Origin of the sequence: Rhizobium rhizogenes NBRC 13257 (assembly GCF_000696095.1) — a bacterium.
In the GTDB taxonomy this organism is placed as follows: Bacteria; Pseudomonadota; Alphaproteobacteria; order Rhizobiales; family Rhizobiaceae; genus Rhizobium; species Rhizobium rhizogenes.
Window position 1 is genome coordinate 1 of the sequence record NZ_BAYX01000023.1, and the last position, 16,113, is coordinate 16,113.

Consider the following 16,113-nt stretch of genomic DNA (forward strand, 5'->3'; position numbering starts at 1 on the left):
CGCCATGGCCCAGGCGGCGGGAACGGCGATGATCAGACCGAGGATCGTCGAACCGAAGGAGATGATGACCGAGTTGGCGAAGTGGAGGAAATAGTTCGAGCGCGACTGCACCTCGAAATAATTCTCCAGCGTCCAGTGGAAGAAGAGGAACTGCGGCGGCGAGGCAATCGCATCGCCTTCCGACTTGAAGCTGGTGAGGATCGTCCAGAGAATCGGGAAGAAGATCAGGAGCGCGACGGCCCAAGCCGCCACCGATACGACCACCTTGCGCCGTGTAGAGACATTGCGTGCCATCTCAGGCCTCCAGGTTCTTGCCAACCGCGCGCATCACGAAGATGGCGACGATATTGGCGAGGATGACGGCGATGATGCCGCCCGCCGATGCGCCGCCGACATCCTGCGACAGAACGATCTGCGAATAGACGAGATAGGTAAGGTTGGTCGTCGCCGTGCCGGGACCGCCATTGGTGGTGACCAGGATCTCGGCGAAGGCGGAGAGCAGGAAGATCGTCTCGATGAGGATGACGACCGTGATCGCGCGGGCCAGGTGCGGCAGGGTGATGTAGATGAACTTCGACACCGCGCCGGCGCCGTCCATTTCGGCGGCTTCCTTCTGTTCCTCATCCAGAGACTGCAATGCCGTCAAAAGAATAAGCGTTGCGAAGGGCAGCCACTGCCAGGCGACGATGATGACGATCGAAAACAGCGGCACGGTCTCCAGCCAGGTCAGCGGATCGAGCCCGAAAAACTTGAACAGATGCGCCAGGAGCCCGTTCACCGGGTTCATGAACATGTGTTTCCAGATGAGGGCGGCGACCGTCGGCATGACGAAGAATGGCGCAAGCACCAGCATGCGGACGATGCCTTGGCCGAAGATCGGCTGATCGAGAAGGAGCGCGAGAGCGATGCCGCCGACCACGGTGATGATGAGCGCGCCGCCAACCAGCAGCAGCGTCACGATCAGGGAGTTCAGGAAGGCGGGGTCGGTGACGAAGTATTCGTAATTGAGCAGCCCGATGAAATCATGCGCGCCGGGCGACAGGAGATTGTAGTTCAGCGTCGAGAAGTAGATCGTCATCGCCAGCGGGACGATCATCCACGCGAAGAGCAGCAAAACCGACGGCGTCATCATGACGCGAGCGGCAGAACGGGTATGTAATGTTGCCATGATAGAAACGGTCTTTGCTGAAGCTAGCTACGGCTGTAGGAACACTGCGGAAAAAGAGGCCGCCGAAGCGGTTCGGCGGCCTAAGGGGGGTGGGTTTTGTTTGCGGGCCCACCCGTCTTGGGAGGTTGATTATTTCGGATAACCAGCCTTGGTCATTTCGCGTGTGGTCAGCTGTTGCGCGGCCTTGAGGGCGGCATCGACGGTGATCTGGCCGGCAAGGGCAGCGGAGAACTGCTGGCCGACGGCGGTGCCGATGCCCTGGAACTCAGGGATGGCCACGAACTGGACGCCGACATACGGGACCGGCTTGACGGTCGGGTGGGTCGGATCGGCCGAGTTGATCGAGTCGAGCGTCATCTTGGCGAAGGGAGCCGCCTTCTGGTAATCCGCATTCGCATAGAGCGAAGAACGGGTGCCGGGAGGTGCGTTCAGCCAGCCTTCCTTCTCGGCGACAAGGTTGGTGTAGTCCTTGCCGGTTGCCCAGGCGATGAACTTCTCGGCAGCTTCGGTCTTCTTCGAGGAAGCCGGGATGGCGAGGTTCCATGCCCAGAGCCAGTTGCCGCGCTTGCCGAGGCCGTTGTCCGGAGCCAGAGCGAAGCCGACCTTGTCGGCGACCTTCGATTCCTTCGGATCGGACACGAACGAGGCAGCAACCGTCGCGTCGATCCACATGCCGCACTTGCCGGTCTGGAACAGCGAGAGGTTCTCGTTGAAGCCGTTGGACGAAGCACCCGGAGGGCCGGCATCCTTCATCAGCTTGACGTAGAAGTCGAGCGTGCTCTTCCATTCCGGCTGATCGAACTGCGGCTTCCACTTCTCATCGAACCAGCGGGCGCCGAAGGAGTTCGCCGTCGCCGTCAGGAACGCCATGTTCTCGCCCCAGCCGGCCTTGCCACGAAGGCAGATGCCGTAGACTTCATGGCTCTTGTCGGTGATCTTGCGGGCAGCATCAGCAATAAAGGTCCAGGTCGGCGCGTCCGGCATCTTCAGGCCGGCCTTTTCGAACAGGTCCTTGCGGTACATCACCATCGAGCTTTCGCCATAGAACGGCGCGGCATAAAGCTTGCCATCGGTGGTCAGGCCGCTGCGGATGGCCGGGAGAAGATCGTCGACGTCGTAGGTCTTGTCGGCGGTGAGCTTGTCGAGCGGCGCCAGCCAGCCGAGCTTGCTCCAGATCGGCACTTCATAGGTGCCGATGGTCAGCACATCGTATTGGCCGCCCTTGGTGGCAATGTCGGTCGTGACCTTCTGGCGCAACACGTTTTCTTCGAGCGTAACCCACTGAAGGTCAATGTCAGGGTTCTTCGCTTTGAAAGCATCCGTAAGCTTCTGCATACGGATCATGTCGCCGTTGTTAACCGTCGCTATCGTCAGCGTTTCGGCGAGAGCCGTCGAGCTGATTGCAACGGAAATAAAGGCGCCGAGCGCGCCGGCCAAATAATGTCTCACTAGATCCTCCCAGGACAAGCCCAAACCGGAAATGCCTACCATTCCTCCAAGAGTGGGCGTGAGGCAAAGATAGATCTCCCTCAACAATGCGCTAGCGCGGGATTCACCAAAGACTGATACTATTATGCATTGCGGCATACATAAGTGGATCCTTTAGTTGGTGATAAATACCACTGATGGGATGCTGCGCTATGAGCGGTTCGTCACGTCTTCAAAGCACCCGCCCCAAGGCGCACATTATGTGAAGCAAGATAGTATTATAATTTAGCGTTCGGGGCTGTAGAGCCGCTGCCATGAGAGGCCTACCATATAGTAGGCAGCCAATGGGTTTGAGGAGAACTAGGCTGCTAGCCGCTTTGAAAGCCAATAGGATCGGCGGAATTCATCTCCTGCCTGCTATCTCGACCGCATACCCCAGAGAGAAAATGAGCAGAAAGGACTGGGAGCTTAAGGGCTTCATTCTAGAGGGGGACTGGACTTTCGTCACAATTAATTCGGTTGATTTCCGTGGTCCTCGATCAAATCCTGGCTCGTCTGGTGAATATGCCGGCGTTGTACTCCATGCAGGCCTGATCTGTTTCAACGTCCCGGATGGAATTCGTCGAGACGCGCAGCTTGAAATGCTCGACGCCGCAATCCAGCTCATAGAAGAGTACAGCGGCGAGATCATCAACATGCTCATCAAAATCACGCTTGAAGATGATTGTATCGAAGCACAAATCTTCTTCTTGCCCTCGCAGGAGTTGGACTGAGCGGTCGGATCACAGGCGCCCCGCGCATCGCGTTCAAGGCGTCGGTAAAAGAGCGCTTTTCAGCGAGCGAGCGGATCTACTTGGATGTGATCAAGGACACTCCCGGAGGGTAAGTCTTTTGGTCGAAAACGGACTTTCGTCCTTACGGAACGATTGTGGAGCATGTGATAGATGACACCCTTTGAGACCACCACTTCCAATCGCGAAAAGCCATTCCCGGATCTCACGTTTCGGGTGGCAACCTCGGTGGACTATTCAATGCTTGCGCAGATGAATCTTGAGCTGATTCAGGACGAAGGTCACCGGAGCAACCTCGGACTTCCAGAACTCGAGAAGCGCTTCGAGCATTTCCAGTCGAAAGAAGATTGGATTGTCGAGGTGGTTGAACTTTCAGGTGAATCGGTTGGCTTTGTCACATATCGCTTCGAGAGGGATGACACATTGTCTGCAGGCAGTCGTGCTTACCTCCGACAATTCTTCATTGCGCGCAAGAGCAGGGGGGCCGGGCTTGGCCGCGCTGCGATTGAACTGTTACTAGCTGAGCGTTTCAAGGAGCCGATGGTCGTTCGACTCGAAGTGCTGGATTCCAATCCGAGAGGGTTTGGGTTTTGGACGGCGGTTGGCTTCCAAGGATACTCGAGAAATCTGGAACGTACGTCAGGACCTGGCACGACGTGAGGCCGACGCGGCTATCTGGGAGGCGTGGAAGCCGATCCGGATGTCTACAACAGCAATTTCACGCGCTTCGTACGCTATTGGCTAATGTGCCCATCTTGACAATGCTTCGCGTAGTGCGCGCCGCCTCAACTTTCGCCTACACCACGACCGCTAAACGATCCGTGCACCAACGCTGTGGATGGTAGTCCCGATCCTCTCGATGGCAACGTTGTCACCGTCACCGACCAAGGCAAACGCTCGAAAAGCGCTTTCACCTTGGTCGCAATTGCCCGCGCCTACAGCGCGAAAACCAGCCTATCGTTCTTCTCAGAACTTGTAGCTGGCACCGAACAAAACTTTTTGCTGGGTGGCGCTGAAATCTCCAATATCCGAACCAAAATCCTTCTTACCGAAATCGGAATAACGATATTCGCCGCGGACGAGGATGTTGTCGGTGATGGCGTGTTCTACGCCGGCACCGGCTGTCCAACCGATCAGGATATCATCCTTCTTTCCAATTGCCGGAGCATCGACCTTACCGCCTGCTGCTGCAACACCGCCCGTTGCGAAGACTAGCGTTCGATCCAAGGCATAGCCGACGCGGGCGCGACCTGAAGCGTCCCATTGAAGATCAGCCTTGTCGCCCTTTTCGAAGTTGTAGTTGAAATCGTTCTCGATACCGTAGACGATATTTCCGGTTTGGAAGTTATAGCCGACATGCGCACCGGCTGAACCGCTATTGAGGCTCTGATCGGTGCCGAAATATTTTGCCTTGTTCCAGGAATACCCACCCTGGGCACCGAGATAAAAGCCCGACCAGTTGTAAGTCGAATAAGCTGACTGTTCCGGCTGCGGCGGCGACTGTTCCGTCGTCATGTCGGCGGCCTTCGCGGCCACCGCTGAGGAAAGAGCCAAGGCGGCAAGAACGAATACCTTGATATGCATAAGGAAACCCTATCTTTGTTTAAAGCGGAGAGGGCGCTGGCGAATTGCGACAGCCCGACTCGTGATGATGCACTATGGATCAGGCGCTTGTTGCGGTGTGTCATTTCACATTGAGTTATGTTGCGAAGGGCTCAGGCGCCTTGTCGGCAAACAGGCTCATCACGGAATTCATCCGGCCGGTCTGAACGCATAGCATTTTCTTGTCCTGTTGGGACGGGGAGGTCGGTAAGCCGCCTCCCGACATGGACAGATTGCACAACTACACCCGCGAGCGCTGAAACCTGGTCAGCGGGCGCGGGCGCGGCAATCCTCCTAGATGCCGTAATGGGCCGGCGCTCCGGAGAATGTAGCGAGCTTGGTGCCACATCTATTCTAAGGGTTCCTTCGACTGACCCCTTTGGAAAGAAATTACATAATAGAAATATGATGTTAGCACTGATGGAAATATCAGGGGTCGTCGGTTCGTACCCGTCAAGGCGACGGAATTAATTTAGCCTGCCTGCACACGGAAACAGGCTAAATACTCGGCCAATTCTCTAGCCGATGCGCTCAGAGTACGCTGACGTTTTCGGCTTTCGACTTTCCGGTCTTGCGATCCTGACCCAGCTCGTAGCTGACCTTCTCACCTTCTCTGAGCGAACCGCCCCGCTGCAGAGCGGAAACGTGCACGAACACATCCGTTCCACCATTCTCGGGAGTAATGAAGCCAAATCCCTTGTCTTCATTGAAAAATTTAACAGTACCAGTCGGCATGATATTTCCTCTTCAATTGTGCGGCGAGCTTGACTCGCTCATCGAACCTACAGCTCGAATCCATGGCTATCAATGGCCTGCCATTTTAGCGAACATTCCAATTCGCCGAAAATTTCGGCCGCTGAGCCAGATTGGCAAATCGTATGTTCGACCTCCTGTGAAGAGACTCGGTTCGACCTGTCCGAATGGACTGAATTGAGGGCCTTCGCCCTCGCGTCAAGAACTCGATCCACTTGCCGTTAGATTTCACAGTTTTATTTGCGTTGAAGCGGAAACGCTCAGGAACAGCGGTAACTTTCAGCCCTGAGTGGTTCCTTTCCCACCAGGACTGGCCGTTGCGGATAGATGCAGAGCGGAAATGTCCGCAAGTCGCCCGCCCTGTTGTTCGAAACTTTATATCGGCCCGGTGCTTGGCTTTTCTCAACCCAGCTTGTCAGAAGGGCATAAAGCTCATCATGCTGGGGAAGCGGTGGTGCGGCATCGGGATTGGCTGTCCCGTTAAGTATCGCGTGCGCCATGCCGGGAATGAGATAAAGCCGATAGAAGGACTGCACTGCATCCAGTCCTCCCATCTGCTCGACGACACGGTTATAGTAGTTCATGGAGCCCTGCGGCGGGATTAGGAAGTCTGATAGTCCGTGATACATCAGGATCTTGCCACCTCGCGCCCGAAACGCCGAAAGGTCGGCGCTGTCTGTATTAATGTTCGCGAAAGTATGCTGAAGTGCGACACCATCGTCTTGCGCCGTCTTGAGTCGGGCAAAGCTTATATCCTCCCATCTGTCTGAGCCATTGCCTCTGGCATTGATAAAGGCCGGGGTAGCCAAGGTCGGATCGCCCAGTTCCATGGCAACCAGATCGCTGGACACCGCGAATGGCGTTGGCCCTGCTAAGAGATTTAGATTGGTTCCGCGGGCTAGCCCGAACCATTGCTGTTGTCCGGACAGCTGGGAGCCGAAGCCGTTATCGAGTGCGGGAAGAGGAGCCGTGCCGTCCGGGGTCTGACCGTACCAGATCTTGTTGAACGCCATCGCTTCGGGCCGGGTCACGCATTTTCCCGGCACACCCTGGCCACCTTCCGACGCGCACAGGACCGATCGGTCCGTCGTGGGATCGTAGCGGCACTCTGCTGGGTCGAGGATATAGCCGAGATGTACCGAGCCAACTTTGTCGCACGATCTGATCGCCGCGATGGAGACGGCATCCAGTTCGGCCTTACTGAGCTTCGCTCCGCCGAGATCCCGCTGCATGATCACTTGAGGATTGAGGTCCGACGTGATGAAACGCGTCCAGTTGATTGCCGGCGCGCCAACGAGGATACCGTCGAAGTCCTGCGGGTTGATCTGCGCTTCCTTCAATCCCTGACGGCCGCCGGTCGAGAAGCCATCCCAATAGGAATAGCGCGCATCTTGTCCATAGAATGCGAGGGTAAGGGCCTTGGTCTTAATCGCCATCTCGTGGATGGCCCGCTCGGAAAAGTCGTGCCAAAGGACGGTATTAATGCGGCCGTCCGGCAGCATGCCGAATGATCCATTTCCACCCGTGGGGTTTTCCACGCCTTTCAGAGCGAAGGAATGCCCGGTATCGGTTGTGGCGGTCACTGCGCCCTCGACCCCCGCCGCCTCAGCCGGCGAACCTGGGACGCCCGCCGAATCCAGCGCCAGTTCGGTCAACGATGCCTGGGTCCGGCCGGCCCAACCACCTCCACCCATGACGTGAATGCGGCCATTCCAGTTGGTGCTGGTCGGAAGCCAGATTTCGATGCCGATCCCCGACGATGTGGAAGGGGCGCCTTGAGGTCCAGGATTGCCTGGCCCGATGTTCAATTTGACCAGGCACAGATCATTAGCAGCTTTGGGAGTCCTTTCGGCTGGAGAACCGGACAAGAGCAGAGGGTCGCCTTTGTAGAAAGCCTTCACCAGCAGAACGGTCGTCAGCGCATCGGGGCGAAAACTTGTTTTCAGACCGTCGTCACAAGCAAGGCCGTCAGTCGTGCGGGCAACAGCCAGCCGCGTTTCCGACCTGGCGGTTACGGTCCCGACAGTACTTGCTAGTCCGATGAGCAATATCCCAACGACCCATATTGGCAGGCGGTGATAGTTGGATTTGAAGAACATTTTCATCTCCGGATCAGGTATCTAGCTTCAGGATAATTGACGGCAAATGGATTGTATCCGCACACACACAGGCAGGTTGTTCGACCAGTACAAATCTCATCAGTGTCCGGACGGCAGGGGCATAAACGATGACATCGTCGCCTCGAAATTCCACGAAAAGGCGGCGAACTCCTCGCCCTGCACCATGTGGCCCAACTTGAGATTGGGCCCGCCTAGTTTCCGTCGTATCGTAACACTGCACACTCGAAACATTTTCGGCGAATTCGCTGAGTAGCTGACGTCGAGGTCTAAACCCGCATCGTGCAAACCACTCCAAACGCCGATGAGCGTCCAACTCCTTGATCCTGCCGCAGAGACAGAAGCTGTCCCCAGTGCTCTCGACAACGGGTTCTTCCCGGTCGACACTTCTCGTGCAAGCGCTTACGAGGTGCACAATCCCGTCACCAAGAGAAACGCGAGACTATGGGCGCTCGGTCGTTCGTGCGACCTCGCTCACCGGACGCAGCAAAAGCATGTGCCGATCCAATGGGTGGCATTTCTTTACCAGGGAAACCGACACTATCAGTGACATGGCTGCTCACTCGCAAACTATGTGCAACGCAGCTCGCCTCATTCGGCAGCACCGAAATCACTCTTGGTACGAAGGTACCGAACTCTGACACGTAGGCACGCAGAAACTCATCGGTCGATGCTATGCTAACTTTGCCATCATCGCTAATCAGGCCGGGTTTGAACTGGATATAAGCTTCAAGTACGTTCAACTGGGGTGAATTGCAGAAACTCAGCGCGCTGCGCAGGCCATGCTGGGCGATGGCGGTGCCGATCAAAGCGGACCGCTTGTGCGTGAAGGAATTGGTGCCCTGGGGCCGGCTCGCCCAGTCGATAGCGTTCTTCAACCCACCAGAGATCGATCGATTATACTCGGATGTGACGAATAATAGCGCGTCCACCGCCTTGATCGAATCCTTGAAGGTCCGCGCGAAGGGTGGAAAATCAGCGTCATAATCGTAGCTGTAGAGGGGGCAGGTCCCGGAAAGAAATCTCGGTGAAGCTGAGATTGCCCGGTGCGAGACGGATAAGTGCCCCGGCGAGTTTGTGGTTGATCGATTCGCGCTCAAGACTTCCGATGAAATAGCCGACCTTATATTGCTCCATGGCATTGCCCTTCGTTTTGCGAAAAAAGGGGAAACGGCGGCGAATCCGCAGAGGGATCGCGCGGCCGCTTGCCGGTGACCAGTCAGCGTTCACCTATCCCTCGACCGGCTGCGAAGCAGCCACACTGCGTACCTTTTCCTCTATACGGCGCCCGATATCGGCGTCGATGCTCTTCCAGTAATCGAACGCGCGGCTCAGCACCGGTTCACGAACACCGCCGATCAGGCTGCCTGCAACCTGGTCGGCTAGCTTCGCACGCTGATCGTCATTAAATACATCCCGCACCAAGGTCCCGGCCTGGCCGAAATCGCCGTCCTCGGCGTGGAGCGTATAGGCGCTACGCACCATCGAGCCATCGGCTTGCCAGCCATCCGCTGCCTGGCCAGTCTCGTCCGCCCAACTCCGCCCACCGCTATTGGGGACGTAGACGGGCGCATTGCCGCTATGCTCGAAAGCCATTTGTCCATCGAACATATAGGTGTTGACCGGTATCTTCGGGCGGTTGACGGGAAGCTGGTGGAAATTCGTACCGATGCGATTACGTTGCGCGTCGGCATAGGCGAACGCACGACCGAGCAGCATCCTGTCGGGCGATAGACCTATCCCTGGAACCGTGTTGCCAGGCGAGAAGGCGGCCTGCTCGATCTGCGCGAAGAAATTCTCCGGATTTCGGTTAAGTGTCATAGTGCCAAGCGGGATGAGCGGATAATCCGCGTGCGACCAGGTTTTGGTTAGGTCGAACGGGTTGAAGCGATAGTTCTTTGCGTCCGCATAGGGCATGATCTGAACGGAGAGTTTCCAACTCGGATACTCCCCGCGAGCGATAGCCTCGAACAGGTCGCGGCGATGATGGTCAGCATCGGCACCGGCCATCGCCGCGGCCTCCGCATTGTCGAAGAACCGCATGCCCTGAGCGGTGTGGAAGTGATATTTTACCCAGAATCTCTCGCCGGCGGCATTGATCCACATATAGGTGTGCGAGCCGTAGCCATTCATATGACGCCAGGATCGCGGCAGGCCGCGGTCACCCATCAGATAGGTCACCTGATGGGCGGTTTCCGGATTGCTGGTCCAGAAATCCCACTGCATATGGTTGTCACGCAGCCCCGAATCCGGCAACCGCTTCTGGCTCCGGATGAAGTGCGGGAACTTGATCGGGTCGCGCACAAAAAAGACCGGCGTGTTGTTGCCGACTAGATCATAATTGCCATTATCGGTGTAGAATTTGAGGGAGAAACCGCGAACGTCGCGCCAAGTATCGGGGCTCCCCGACTCACCGGCCACAGTCGAGAAGCGAGCCAGCATGTCGGTTTTCGCCCCCTTCTGAAACAGGGTGGCCTTCGTATAGGCCGATAGGTCCTCGCTGATCTCGAGGACACCAAACGCGCCTGACCCCTTGGCATGAGGCTGCCGTTCGGGCACTTTCTCACGATTGAAGTGCGCCATCTGTTCGAGGAAATGGACGTCGTGGAGGAGGATTGGCCCATCGGCCCCAATCGTCAGTGAATTCCGATCACTTGGCGCAGGAGCGCCCGAACCTGTAGTTGAACCCTTTATCTCAAAATCATTGTCTGCCATCAGCTTAATCCTTCCGACCATGGAGTAATAGCAAGAACATATAGCGCGGCCTGAACCTTCAGCCTGCGATCAGGCCTGCAAATCACATTTGGAAAGCCTTCGCCACGTCGGCGCATCGGGACGAAAGCTTGCTGTTAGACCGTCATCACAAGCGAGGCTATCCGTCGAACGGGCAATCGTCGGTCGCGTTTCGGTCTTGGCGACCACGGTCGCGACAATGTGCGTCAGTCCGATGAACAACATTTCAGCCGCATATAGTGTGAAGAGGCGATAGCTGGATTTGAAAAACATTTTCATCACCTGACTAAGCAACCGTATTAGTGGATGTGGGCTAAGCTTTGTTATGCTGAAGCATGGCGTTGGCGCCGACGATCACGATCTTGGGATGTTTGCCCCTGAGCGCAGTCATTTCTAGAGAGAACGGTTGGGCCTCAAGCACGGCTGACCTCGAACAGGAACCAGACGCGCTTCTCAGCGTCGTCGATCCAGTTCTCGATCAGGCTCGCGGTAGCCAGGTCGCCGTGCTCATCGCACAGGTCGTGGACCTGACGCAGGCGTTGGGTGAAGTCCTTGTTGTCATCGCGCAGCTCGGCCAGCATGTCTTGCGGCGAAACGAACTCGGCGTCATTGTCGGCGACACGCTGCAGGCGCGAGATGTGGCCGATGGAGCGAAGCGTGGTGCCGCCGATCTTACGCACGCGCTCGGCGATGTCGTCCGTGATAGCAAAGATCTGTTGAGCCTGCTCATCAAGCATCTCGTGGTAGTCGCGGAAGTGCGGTCCCGAGACGTGCCAGTGGAAGTTCTTGGTCTTCACATAGAGCGCGAATGTGTCGGCCAATAGGGCGTTGAGGGCTCCTGACAGGTCGCTGGTGGCGTTCGAACTCAGGTTGGTGGGCGTATCGAGCGCAGCTTTGCGCCGCGCCGGGGCTTCCTTCGCATTCATTGCAGGTTTTTCCTTCGATTTGATCGGATGGCGTGGGGAAATTCAGAATCTGGGCCACTCCGGCTTCCGGGCGAGCCTCTATCGTGACGTTGTGCAGCTCGATGTGCTTGATCACTGGGCAAAAGTTTCGTTGTCGGCCCAATGCAAGCAACGCCCGTCAATGAACGTTCTGCCCCGGAACCTGTCGAACAGGAGCCGGGAAAAGTGTGCCGGCAGGACATCCGCCCGATTTAGCTTAGCGCCACGCTGCGCGCCGCCTCGTCGATCAAGGCCGCGACATCGGTCGGCCGTGACGCGAGCGAGGCGTGGCTCGCGTCGAGCGTGACGATCTTTTTTGCTTTCATGCGTCCCGACATCATCTTCTGGTTTTCAGGATCGATCATGCGATCCTGGCTGGAGATTTGGTACCAGCTGGGCCTCTGCCTCCAAGCGGGTGCGGTGATCGTATCGCCGAAGGTTGTGCCGAGAGGCGCCTTTTGCGTGATCGCCATGACAAGTGCCTCCTCCTCCGTTAGATCCTGGCAGAAGCTGTTGCGATAGTCGCCAGGCTTGACCCAAAGATAGCCGTCGCTGTCGGGTACGACGTTAGCGATGGCCGCGGGTGGGTGTGCCTGGGTGATGCCACCAGGGCTCTCGCCAGCATCAGGCGCGAATGCTGCGATGTAAACGAGCCCCACCACATTCGGCATGTTTCCTGCCTCAGTGATCACGGCGCCACCATAGGAGTGACCAACCAGCAGCACATTGCCTTGTTGCTGCGCAATCATCTTCCTCAGTCGCTCCACGTCATCGGCTAGTGAGGTGAGTGGCATTTCGACCGCATGCAGGTCCGAATAGCCTTGCTTCGCCAGTTCCAGGATCACTTTGGTCCAATGCGCCGCGCCGCCCCAGAATCCGTGAACGAGAATAATTGCTGGCTTTGTCATGGAAATCGCTCCTCATGGGTATTTTCCTCACCCTACGCCTTCTGCTCGTTGACGATAATGGCCCGATGGGCAAATATTGATCGAATCAGGCCATTCTTTGGATCATCGACATGACCGTACCGAAAGAGGCAGAAACCTTTGTGGGTGGGCCGGACAAGCCAGTCACCATGGCAGTCGTGGCGTATGGCGGCGTTCGCCCCTTTCAGCTTTCGGTGCCGTGCGAGATCTTTGGCGAGAAGCATTGCGACGGAGTCGAGACCGAGCTTTGGGTCTGTGCTATCGAAGCCGGCCCGTTGCGCACCAGCGCCGGCTTCATCATCGATACCGCCCATGGGCTGGAGGATATTCCCAGTGCCAATGTAGTTTTCATTCCGAGCTGGCATTTTCCCTACAAACCTCCGCCCCGGGACCTTGTCGATGCTCTCATGGCGGCGCACGCTAACGGCGCAATCATTGTCGGTCTATGTCTCGGGGCGTACGTCCTCGCCGAGTTGGGATTGCTGGATGGCAAGCGCGCCACCACTCATTGGGCGTTTTCAGACGACTTTCGCCGACGCTTTCCTGCCGTTGAACTCGACGAGAAGGTTCTCTATGTGGATGAAGGCACAGTTCTGACCTCTGCCGGTGTCACAGCCGGTGTAGACTGCTGCCTGCATCTTGCGAGACGGCTGTTCGGGGCGCGTCGGGCCAACTGGATCGCGCGCAACGTCCTAGCGCTCCCACACAGAGCGGGCGGACAGATACAATTCATTGACCGACCACTGGCGGAGAACCTACGTGATATCCGGCTCAGGGACATGATCGAGGACATCGTCCAGCACCTCGGACGCAAATACACCATCGACTCGATGGCCGCCAGATTGGGCATGAGTCGCCGCAGCTTCACTAGGCACTTTCAGCAGACTATGGGGATGAGCTTCAGCGTATGGCTCGGTAATGAGCGGCTGACGTTGGCCCAACGTAACCTGGAGGCGACGGACGACTCCGTCGAACAGATCGCGCTCGACGCCGGGTTCGGCAGCCCTCTCACCTTCCGGGTGCAATTCCAGAAGCGGCTGGGCGTGAGCCCCAGGCAATGGAGACGGTCGTTCCGAGGTGCGGGCGAGCACGCGGCACGCCGTTCGGCAACGGAAGATAAGGCTCAATCTGGCGCATCTGCGCCTCCGATGGAAGCAGTGAGTACCATAGTTCTTCCGGTCGAGAGCGTGCGCCAGGAGCTGCTGAATCCGGTTCAGCCTTTAGGCTCTCGCCCGGTCAACATCTCCAGATAAAGCCGTAGGGCATTCTCAGCGGCGACCTCTGGCGATTGTGTGACGTGCCATTCCGGAAAGTGACCATCCGTCGCCATGCGGGCCAGGCCATAAGCGAACGCCCGCGCATTCAGGACGAAGTCTTCTGCAGGGACGTCGCGTCTGATGAGACCCTGCATCTGGGCTGCCGATACAAGCTCGAGCATCAGCAGACGGATGGCGTTGTTCTGCTGGACCAGCGCGTCCGATTCTTCGAAACGAATTAGGGTCCGCGAGCTGATGATTTGAAAGTGCGTCGGGTTGCCGAGCGCCCACTTCAGATACCCGCGCCCGATGGCCGTCAGTCTGGCTATCGGGTCAGGGCGACTGCATGTCGCCAGAGCATCCTGAACCGAGGCCGTTAAACGTGCCATCGATTGCTCCGCGACGGCTGTAAGAAGATCCGCCTTGGTTCGGAAATGCCGGAACGGTGCGCCGGGCGAGACACCGACGCGCTTCGCGACATCGCGGATTGACAGTTTCTCCAAGCCTTCGGCCTCGATAAGCTCAATGGCTGCAGCAAGGAGTGCCTCGACCAAATTGCCGTGATGGTACGGCTTCGCGCCGATAGGGCTGGCGATCTCCGCGAGGGTGATGGAACTGTTCGACATATGTGGACCATATCACGAATCATTGAAGTAATCAGTGATTATTTCATTTGATTTGTTCGCGCCTCGAATGTAATCATTGATTACAATTTACTCCGACCTCGCGAGGATCAGGACATGGATTCGCTGCAGCGCTCACTCAAGCCAAGCGGCCGTGCCTAGCTGCCCGTTGTGATCTTTCTCGTCATCTCCATGGTATGCGGTCTGGATTATTGGCATGGTGCCGGTCAGGTGGAAACGATCCGCTTCATCATAAGATTCACGGCAAGAACGTCGCTCTGTTTGTTTCTTTTGGCTTTCACCGCATCCTCGGCTGCCAGTTTGTTTCCCGGCCGTGGGACACGCTGGCTATTGGATAATAGCCGCAACTTCGGCATAAGTTTCATATTGTCCCATGCCGTCCACCTTGTTGCCGTCGCCGAATTTTATCGCCAAGCGCCGGATCTTTTTGCGTCAATAAGTCCAACTTTGCTTATTGTCCTTCGCGGCATCGGGGTCAGTTTCATCGTTTTCATGAGCCTGTCGTTCTTTAACGCAGATGTGCTCGAAGATCGCCGCCTGCGGTTTGTCGCCGTGTTGGGAGGCTACTACATCTGGGGAGCGTTCCTGACCGGTTTCGGGAAACGAATCCCGGAGAGCCCGATCTACTCCATTCTCGTAATCTTACTCATTGTGTCGTTGCTCATGCGGGCCGCTGCGATCTGGAAGGAGCGCAGGCCGTCGTCGAGCCATGGGGTACTATGACGATGCTGCAAAATTTGGAGTGGTTTGCGGGGCTCATTCGCCCGTCACTCAGGCATCAAACCAGGGTTCTGTCGCAAACTTTTGGAAAGGTTGCGGAAACAGCTATCGCTGAGCATAGTTATGCTGCGAGTGCGGAGAATTGCTGAAATCCGGATTGGCCACTTGTTGGAAATTGCCGCTTGCGGATCATATACGCCACTTCGATGCCATCCAGTGTCGCTGACGCAGACTGAAAGGATTTGAGGCCTTTCATCGGTCGGGTCAGCTTCTTAATAAACCGGTGGTCTTGCTCGATCATGTTGTTGAGGTACTTGACCTGCAGGATCTCGATCAGCCAGAACCATCCCTGCAACAGCGGCAGCTAGTTAATGTTTTGTAATCCTGCCAGGTTCGCACCGCTCTTGTCGACGACGACCTTTTCGGGCCAACCATTGTTCTCGATCGTGCGGGCGAAGAAGGCGCTGGCGGCAGCTTCATCGCGATGCTCAGACAACATGAAATCGAGGGTTTTGCCGAATTTATCAACAGCGCGGTAGTAATAGGCCCACTTGCCTTTGACCTGTATATAGGTCTCGTCCATTCGCCAGGAACTGCTGGTGGCGGATTTGCGGCACCGAGCCTTGCAAGCGATAAGCGGCGAATATTTCACGACCCATCTGTTCAGCGTCGCATGGTCAACGGCAACGCCGCGCTCGGCCATAATCTCTTCCAGATCGCGATAGGAGACCGCATATCTCACGTAGAAAAACACCGCGTATAAAATCACGTCTTTCGGGCAATGAGTGCCTTTGAAATCGACCATGATCGAGAACTCAACAATGCCTGCTCATCTTCGGCCCAGATCTACGGCATGACCATACAGGTTGCAAATCCGGTGAAAAGTTCGCGACAGAACCCGCGAATGTCACGCATGCCGCAGCAAGGTTGAAATCATTCAATCGGCGCTTTTCAAGGAAACTGGCAGCGAGGCCATAGAGGAATAGCGCCGATCGAAACCAGCCAGCCCGTCAACGTGACCTGGGTGAAGC

At 56.7% G+C, this 16,113-nt stretch carries 14 protein-coding genes and 3 pseudogenes; 4 read left to right on the plus strand and 13 right to left on the minus strand.

All coding sequences use genetic code 11. From position 1 onward, the window contains the following. The 3 genes and pseudogenes from RRH01S_RS29760 to RRH01S_RS29770 all read right to left on the minus strand — a co-directional run. Positions 1 to 294, minus strand: a pseudogene (locus RRH01S_RS29760) (carbohydrate ABC transporter permease); the annotation flags it as partial. A gap of 1 nt (position 295) precedes the next feature. Continuing rightward, positions 296 to 1,168 (minus strand): carbohydrate ABC transporter permease, encoded by an 873-nt coding sequence (locus tag RRH01S_RS29765; RefSeq protein ID WP_042476552.1) that lies wholly within the window; start codon positions 1,166 to 1,168, stop codon positions 296 to 298. Positions 1,169 to 1,297: 129 nt separating this feature from the next. Continuing rightward, entirely contained in the window at positions 1,298 to 2,659 is a 1,362-nt protein-coding gene (locus tag RRH01S_RS29770) for an ABC transporter substrate-binding protein (protein WP_042476558.1), read from the minus strand. Positions 2,660 to 3,042: 383 nt separating this feature from the next. Between RRH01S_RS29770 and RRH01S_RS29775 the strand changes: the two genes are divergently transcribed. Beyond that, positions 3,043 to 3,369 carry a hypothetical protein gene (locus tag RRH01S_RS29775; RefSeq protein WP_131597906.1) on the plus strand — a complete coding sequence of 109 codons (327 nt, stop codon included), beginning with the start codon at positions 3,043 to 3,045 and terminating at the stop codon, positions 3,367 to 3,369. A 171-nt stretch (positions 3,370 to 3,540) separates the two neighbouring features. Beyond that, on the plus strand, positions 3,541 to 4,047 hold the full coding sequence (locus RRH01S_RS29780; RefSeq protein WP_042476560.1) for a GNAT family N-acetyltransferase: 507 nt from the start codon (positions 3,541 to 3,543) through the stop codon (positions 4,045 to 4,047). Between the two features lie 306 nt (positions 4,048 to 4,353). Here RRH01S_RS29780 and RRH01S_RS29785 read toward each other — a convergent pair whose 3' ends face one another. The 8 genes and pseudogenes from RRH01S_RS29785 to RRH01S_RS29825 form a co-directional block, all read right to left on the minus strand. Further along, positions 4,354 to 4,971, minus strand: coding sequence for an outer membrane protein (locus tag RRH01S_RS29785; RefSeq protein WP_042476563.1), 618 nt, complete (start codon positions 4,969 to 4,971; stop codon positions 4,354 to 4,356). 549 nt (positions 4,972 to 5,520) lie between these two features. Beyond that, entirely contained in the window at positions 5,521 to 5,724 is a 204-nt protein-coding gene (locus RRH01S_RS29790) for a cold-shock protein (protein WP_007693942.1), read from the minus strand. A gap of 278 nt (positions 5,725 to 6,002) precedes the next feature. After that, positions 6,003 to 7,841, minus strand: coding sequence for a tannase/feruloyl esterase family alpha/beta hydrolase (locus RRH01S_RS29795; RefSeq protein WP_042476567.1), 1,839 nt, complete (start codon positions 7,839 to 7,841; stop codon positions 6,003 to 6,005). Between the two features lie 605 nt (positions 7,842 to 8,446). Then, a pseudogene (locus tag RRH01S_RS29805) lies at positions 8,447 to 8,996 on the minus strand (NADPH-dependent FMN reductase); the annotation flags it as partial. A gap of 93 nt (positions 8,997 to 9,089) precedes the next feature. Then, on the minus strand, positions 9,090 to 10,574 hold the full coding sequence (locus RRH01S_RS29810; RefSeq protein ID WP_042476575.1) for a catalase: 1,485 nt from the start codon (positions 10,572 to 10,574) through the stop codon (positions 9,090 to 9,092). A gap of 69 nt (positions 10,575 to 10,643) precedes the next feature. Continuing rightward, positions 10,644 to 10,865 (minus strand): hypothetical protein, encoded by a 222-nt coding sequence (locus tag RRH01S_RS29815; RefSeq protein WP_042476576.1) that lies wholly within the window; start codon positions 10,863 to 10,865, stop codon positions 10,644 to 10,646. Between the two features lie 140 nt (positions 10,866 to 11,005). Next, on the minus strand, positions 11,006 to 11,518 hold the full coding sequence (locus RRH01S_RS29820; RefSeq protein WP_042476578.1) for a Dps family protein: 513 nt from the start codon (positions 11,516 to 11,518) through the stop codon (positions 11,006 to 11,008). Between the two features lie 230 nt (positions 11,519 to 11,748). Then, on the minus strand, positions 11,749 to 12,444 hold the full coding sequence (locus RRH01S_RS29825) for an alpha/beta hydrolase (protein ID WP_042476581.1): 696 nt from the start codon (positions 12,442 to 12,444) through the stop codon (positions 11,749 to 11,751). A gap of 110 nt (positions 12,445 to 12,554) precedes the next feature. On the opposite strand from RRH01S_RS29825, the gene RRH01S_RS29830 reads away from it, so the two are divergent. After that, on the plus strand, positions 12,555 to 13,715 hold the full coding sequence (locus tag RRH01S_RS29830) for a GlxA family transcriptional regulator (protein WP_202034064.1): 1,161 nt from the start codon (positions 12,555 to 12,557) through the stop codon (positions 13,713 to 13,715). On the opposite strand, the gene RRH01S_RS29835 is transcribed toward RRH01S_RS29830, so the two are convergent. Continuing rightward, entirely contained in the window at positions 13,676 to 14,344 is a 669-nt protein-coding gene (locus RRH01S_RS29835; RefSeq protein WP_042476583.1) for a TetR/AcrR family transcriptional regulator, read from the minus strand. The two genes, RRH01S_RS29830 and RRH01S_RS29835, sit on opposite strands and share 40 nt — an antisense overlap. A gap of 168 nt (positions 14,345 to 14,512) precedes the next feature. Between RRH01S_RS29835 and RRH01S_RS34250 the strand changes: the two genes are divergently transcribed. Then, positions 14,513 to 15,085, plus strand: a complete 573-nt coding sequence (locus tag RRH01S_RS34250) for a hypothetical protein (RefSeq protein WP_131597908.1) — start codon at positions 14,513 to 14,515, stop codon at positions 15,083 to 15,085. Positions 15,086 to 15,203: 118 nt separating this feature from the next. Here the strand turns inward: RRH01S_RS34250 and RRH01S_RS29845 are convergent. Next, positions 15,204 to 15,887, minus strand: a pseudogene (locus RRH01S_RS29845) (IS6 family transposase). Positions 15,888 to 16,113 lie beyond the last annotated feature (226 nt).

Excerpts from the sequence above, each read along its gene's own strand:
- RRH01S_RS29765 (WP_042476552.1), bottom strand. The coding sequence starts at position 1,168 with ATGGCAACATTACATACCCGTTCTGCCGCTCGCGTCATGATGACGCCG.
- RRH01S_RS29770 (WP_042476558.1), bottom strand. The coding sequence starts at position 2,659 with ATGGTAGGCATTTCCGGTTTGGGCTTGTCCTGGGAGGATCTAGTGAGA.
- RRH01S_RS29775 (WP_131597906.1), top strand. The coding sequence starts at position 3,043 with ATGAGCAGAAAGGACTGGGAGCTTAAGGGCTTCATTCTAGAGGGGGAC.
- RRH01S_RS29780 (WP_042476560.1), top strand. The coding sequence starts at position 3,541 with ATGACACCCTTTGAGACCACCACTTCCAATCGCGAAAAGCCATTCCCG.
- RRH01S_RS29785 (WP_042476563.1), bottom strand. The coding sequence starts at position 4,971 with ATGCATATCAAGGTATTCGTTCTTGCCGCCTTGGCTCTTTCCTCAGCG.
- RRH01S_RS29790 (WP_007693942.1), bottom strand. The coding sequence starts at position 5,724 with ATGCCGACTGGTACTGTTAAATTTTTCAATGAAGACAAGGGATTTGGC.
- RRH01S_RS29795 (WP_042476567.1), bottom strand. The coding sequence starts at position 7,841 with ATGTTCTTCAAATCCAACTATCACCGCCTGCCAATATGGGTCGTTGGG.
- RRH01S_RS29810 (WP_042476575.1), bottom strand. The coding sequence starts at position 10,574 with ATGGCAGACAATGATTTTGAGATAAAGGGTTCAACTACAGGTTCGGGC.
- RRH01S_RS29815 (WP_042476576.1), bottom strand. The coding sequence starts at position 10,865 with ATGTTTTTCAAATCCAGCTATCGCCTCTTCACACTATATGCGGCTGAA.
- RRH01S_RS29820 (WP_042476578.1), bottom strand. The coding sequence starts at position 11,518 with ATGAATGCGAAGGAAGCCCCGGCGCGGCGCAAAGCTGCGCTCGATACG.
- RRH01S_RS29825 (WP_042476581.1), bottom strand. The coding sequence starts at position 12,444 with ATGACAAAGCCAGCAATTATTCTCGTTCACGGATTCTGGGGCGGCGCG.
- RRH01S_RS29830 (WP_202034064.1), top strand. The coding sequence starts at position 12,555 with ATGACCGTACCGAAAGAGGCAGAAACCTTTGTGGGTGGGCCGGACAAG.
- RRH01S_RS29835 (WP_042476583.1), bottom strand. The coding sequence starts at position 14,344 with ATGTCGAACAGTTCCATCACCCTCGCGGAGATCGCCAGCCCTATCGGC.